This window comes from Prosthecobacter sp. (assembly GCF_044373815.1).
Taxonomy (GTDB): Bacteria; Verrucomicrobiota; Verrucomicrobiia; order Verrucomicrobiales; family Verrucomicrobiaceae; genus Prosthecobacter.
Window position 1 is genome coordinate 1 of sequence record NZ_JBIPNG010000537.1, and the last position, 4,201, is coordinate 4,201.

The 4,201-nt window shown below is 57.7% G+C and carries 5 protein-coding genes; 4 read left to right on the plus strand and 1 reads right to left on the minus strand.

Features of this window, described 5'->3' with window-relative positions; genetic code table 11:
* Positions 1-211 (plus strand): SsrA-binding protein (locus tag ACIREA_RS27735; protein WP_397385567.1); only part of this gene is annotated, 211 nt, incomplete at its 5' end.
* 266 nt (positions 212-477) lie between these two features.
* Complete coding sequence (locus ACIREA_RS27740) at positions 478-981, plus strand: hypothetical protein (RefSeq protein WP_397385568.1); 504 nt, start codon at positions 478-480, stop codon at positions 979-981.
* A gap of 25 nt (positions 982-1,006) precedes the next feature.
* On the opposite strand, the gene ACIREA_RS27745 is transcribed toward ACIREA_RS27740, so the two are convergent.
* Positions 1,007-1,285, minus strand: coding sequence for a hypothetical protein (locus ACIREA_RS27745; RefSeq protein ID WP_397385569.1), 279 nt, complete (start codon positions 1,283-1,285; stop codon positions 1,007-1,009).
* 322 nt (positions 1,286-1,607) lie between these two features.
* On the opposite strand from ACIREA_RS27745, the gene ACIREA_RS27750 reads away from it, so the two are divergent.
* Both ACIREA_RS27750 and ACIREA_RS27755 read left to right on the plus strand, forming a co-directional pair.
* Complete coding sequence (locus tag ACIREA_RS27750; RefSeq protein ID WP_397385570.1) at positions 1,608-2,648, plus strand: aldo/keto reductase; 1,041 nt, start codon at positions 1,608-1,610, stop codon at positions 2,646-2,648.
* A 137-nt stretch (positions 2,649-2,785) separates the two neighbouring features.
* On the plus strand, positions 2,786-4,201 hold a 1,416-nt coding region (locus ACIREA_RS27755), incomplete at its 3' end, for an MFS transporter (RefSeq protein WP_397385571.1).

Sequence of the window (4,201 nt, forward strand, 5' to 3'; positions counted from 1 at the left end):
CGAGATCATGAAGCTGCTCGCCCAGACGCAGCAAAAGGGGCTCGCACTGCCAATTCTGCGCGCCTACTGGAAAGGCCACCACATCAAGATCGAGATCGGTGTCGGCAAAGGTAAAACTCACGGGGACCAAAGACAGGATCTGAAGGAGAAGGCCGAAAACCGTGAAGCGGCCAGGACTGTGGCGAATTTTAATCAGAAGAACAAGCGGTAGGGTCGGCGACCGGACCACGGTCTGCATTCGCACGCTCCTGGCTCAATCCACCAGCAAGGCTCGCTTGCACCCGACAGCTCTGCTGTTCGCGGAGATGCCTACGCCAAGTCATCTGGATCGAGGTCCCCGTTCTCGTCCGCCACCGACAATCCGGCTCTGCCAACTCGCCATGAAGCGCAGCCTTGTGGCCCATGGGATTAAGCTTTCCAAACCCTTTTGGAAAGACCATCGTGCGTCAACGTTTATAATGCATTAACCAGCCTGCCATGAAAACTTTGCTCTCCTGCCTGCTCCTTCTCCCTAGCCTGATGCATGCCGCTGACCTGCGGACCCTGGCCAAGTCCTCGGCCACGATTTCTGTCCTGAACATGCAGCCTGTGCCGCTCGTGACCAGTACCGACAAAAATGGCTGGGCACGCATTCCGGCCTTTTTTTCGAACAATGGGGCGACCATTTTTGCTCCCACAGCAAGCACCAATGGTGTCGCTGATATTGAGATCACAGCCGACGGCTATCTTTTCCTCGCCTGCAACTGGGACTACCAAGGAAACCAGTCCGGAAACTGGGAGAAAGAGCGCTGGACGGAAAAGAATTTCAAATCCAAAGGCTGGGATCGAGTGAGCAAGAACGACCTCGGCGGCGACCTGGTGAAAAATGACAACCGCGCCCAGACGATCTTCTTCAAGAGGGTCAAAAAAGGCGAGAAACTGCGCCTCCGTTGCAACAAATACGACCCGCCTTATCCAATCCTGCTCACGAGCAAACCGTGAGCAACTGTCCTGGCCGCAGCGGCAGTCAGCGCCGGGTGTTCAATTCGATCTGGCGCTGGCAGAGCGCCATTTGTGCTTGAACACGCAGTGAGAATGCACGCGACTGACCGATGAGGTAACCCACGATGCTCCCGAGCACGACACCAATAACGACCCCTATTGGAGACTCGTGCGAGGCAGACAAACCAAAAAATCCACCTGCCACGAAACCGATGAGCGTTCCAAGTACGATGGAGCTGTTCGCCTGGCTATAAAGCTTGTCCGCCAGTTTTTGGATTAATTCGGGATTGTATTCGGTTGCCATAGTTTGGAGTTGGGGAGCTTGTAAGTTTGGGAGCGTTATACTCGGCTGTTTAATGGAGGTGCACAACCAATTGAAGGTAATGGCGTATCATTGGCAACCAAATTACGCAATGTGAATACACACAGCATTTAGAAATTTATTGGTCAGGACGTATGCTGACACCATGCTCCCCATCTGCGAGAGCCACCATTCCAGGACAGCCAAGGATTGCCTTCAGTGCGCAACCATCCAAGGTCACTCGGGCTCTGTTTACCATGAGAACGCATGCGTTCCGTGCTTTCGCGTTTGCCCATCCATCCTCCTGCTTTAGCATCCGCCCCATATGAATCGCAAACGCCTCGGCCGCACGGGTATCGTCGTCACTGACATCTGCATGGGAACCATGACTTTTGGCCTGCAGGCGGATGAGGAAACATCTTTTGAAATCATGGACCGGGCCCTCGAGGCGGGGATCGACTTCTTTGATACGGCGGAGCTGTATCCGGTGCCACCGAGTGCGGAGTTGTTTGGGGTGACGGAGCAGATCGTGGGCAAATGGCTCAAAGGGCAGAAGAGGGGTGAGATCATCATTGCTTCGAAGGTGACGGGGCCTGGGCATGGCTGGTTCCGCCCACCGGTGCGCAATGGATTCACAGCGCTGGACCGCCGCCAGATCTTCCAGGCCTGCGAGGACAGCCTGCGCCGTCTGCAGACGGATTACATCGACCTCTATCAGACTCATTGGCCAGACCACGGCATGCAGCAGGAGGAGACGCTGGGGGCGCTGACCGATCTCATCGACCAGGGCAAGATCCGCGCGTGGGGCAGCAGCAATGAAACCTGCTGGGGCGTGATGAAAAATCTGTGGGAGGCCGAGAAGCACGGTCTGGCCCGCATGGCCACGGTGCAGAACAATTTCTCTCTCATCAATCGCCGCTGCGAGAGCGAACTGGCGCAGGTCTGCCGCAAGGAAGGCGTGAGTCTCCTGCCCTACTCGCCCCTCGGTGGCGGAGTGCTGTGCGGCAAGTATAATGGTGGTGCCCTGCCCAAGGGCGCACGCTTCACCGACTACATCCAGAACGGTGGCCCGCGTCAGAAGAAGATGGCTGCGCGCTTCGTCAATGAGCGCAGCCTTGAGACCACGGCGCGCCTGCAGGTCATCGCGGCAGATCTCGGTGTCAGCGTTACTGCACTGGCCCTTGCCTGGAGCAAGCAGCACGACTTTGTGGCTTCCACCATCGTCGGAGCCACCACGGTGGCGCAGTTGAATGAGAGCCTCTCTGCGGCAGATCTGGTGCTGAGTGACGAGACACTGGCCCGCATCAATGCGATTGATGAGGCGATTCCATGCGCGATGACGGAGGATGGTTTGCGGAGGCTGTAAGGGCGCTGCGGTGTAAACCTGAGCTTCCCCCCCTCAAGATCAGTACCAGGTTATTTTTCGAACCGGGAAAAAGACGTTGCGCTATGAGGCGGCTTTTGCTGGAATCGCCCACTCCCTGACCGATCCCCTCCCACGCCATGACTCAGACCACCTCCGGCAAAGCCGACATGAAACTCTTCTGGGCCTGCTTCATCGCCCTGGTAGCCACCTCGTTTGTGTTTGGTGTGCGCGCCAACACGGGCATGTGGCCTTTTGCGCTGAGCATCATCTTCTTCAGCCTGATCATTGACCGCATTGGCTACAAAACGGTCGCGTTGTTTGCCGCCGGCTGCCATGTCGTTTCACTCGTGCTCACCCTGCGCGCCTCCGGTTATGAGGACTTTTACTGGAGCTCGCTGCTCATCGCGGTGGCGAATGGCACGGTGGAGTCGTTCATCAACCCGGTCATCGCTACGGTTTTCAGCAAGAACAAATCGAAGTGGCTGAACATCCTGCACGCAGGCTGGCCCGCAGGACTGGCGCTCGGCGCGCTGTTTTGTGCGCTGCTGCCAGAAACGAAACTGTTCTTCAATGCCGTGTGGCAGTTCCGTTTTGCGCTGTGCTTCATCCCTGTGGTGCTCTACACGCTGCTAATATTGCCACGGACATTCCCAGTGAATGAGCGTGTGGCCGCAGGTGTGAGCTACCGCGACATGCTCAAGGAAGTGGGTGCCGTGGGCTCCTTCATCATCGGCTCCCTGGTTTACTGCGCGGTCATGCAGATGATCGGCTACGAGGCCTCTCTGCGGGACTCGCTCATCGCCGGACTGGTGCTTGGCGCAGCCACTGGATTGTATACCCAGTCATTGGGCAACTGGCTCTTCATCATCGTTCTCATCACCATCGGACCGCTCGCCACGACGGAACTCGGCACTGATGGGTGGATGCCGGAACTGCTCAAGCTCAGCGGGCCGGATTTCCCGAACTTCGCCACGTGGATTTTTGTGTATGTCTCCGTCATCATGACGGTGCTGCGCTTCTATGCCGGGCCCATCATGCACAAGGTTTCACCCATTGCCCTGCTGGTCATCGGCGCGGCCATTGCCATCACTGGGCTGATCTTCCTCTCCCATGCCACTGGCTGGGTCATTCTGGGCGCAGCGACAGTGTACGCGCTGGGCAAGACCTTCCTGTGGAGCACCACGCTGGGACTCACCGCCGAGCAGTTCCCCAAAGGCGGCGCACTCACTCTCAATGGCGTCTCCGCTGTGGGCGTGCTGTTCCTGGGTGTCCTCGGCAGCCCCTACATCGGCCACAAGCAGGACCTCGACATGGCCGAGCGTCTCTCCGCGACTGAACACGGCGCGCTCTATGCTCAGATCAAAGGCGAACCCAAGGCTGGCATCTTCGGCAACGCGCCGACGCTGAACCAGGAAAAAATCAAGACCCTCCCTGCACCGCAGCATCAGGAACTCGAAACGGTGCAGGCCGCCAGCAAGCGCAGCGTCTTCACCACCATCGCCATCCTGCCCAGCTTCATGCTGGCCTGCTACCTCGGGATGTTCTTCTGGTTC

Bases quoted from the DNA above. Each gene is read 5' to 3' on its own strand.
- ACIREA_RS27740 (WP_397385568.1), top strand. From the start codon at position 478: ATGAAAACTTTGCTCTCCTGCCTGCTCCTTCTCCCTAGCCTGATGCAT.
- ACIREA_RS27745 (WP_397385569.1), bottom strand. From the start codon at position 1,285: ATGGCAACCGAATACAATCCCGAATTAATCCAAAAACTGGCGGACAAG.
- ACIREA_RS27750 (WP_397385570.1), top strand. From the start codon at position 1,608: ATGAATCGCAAACGCCTCGGCCGCACGGGTATCGTCGTCACTGACATC.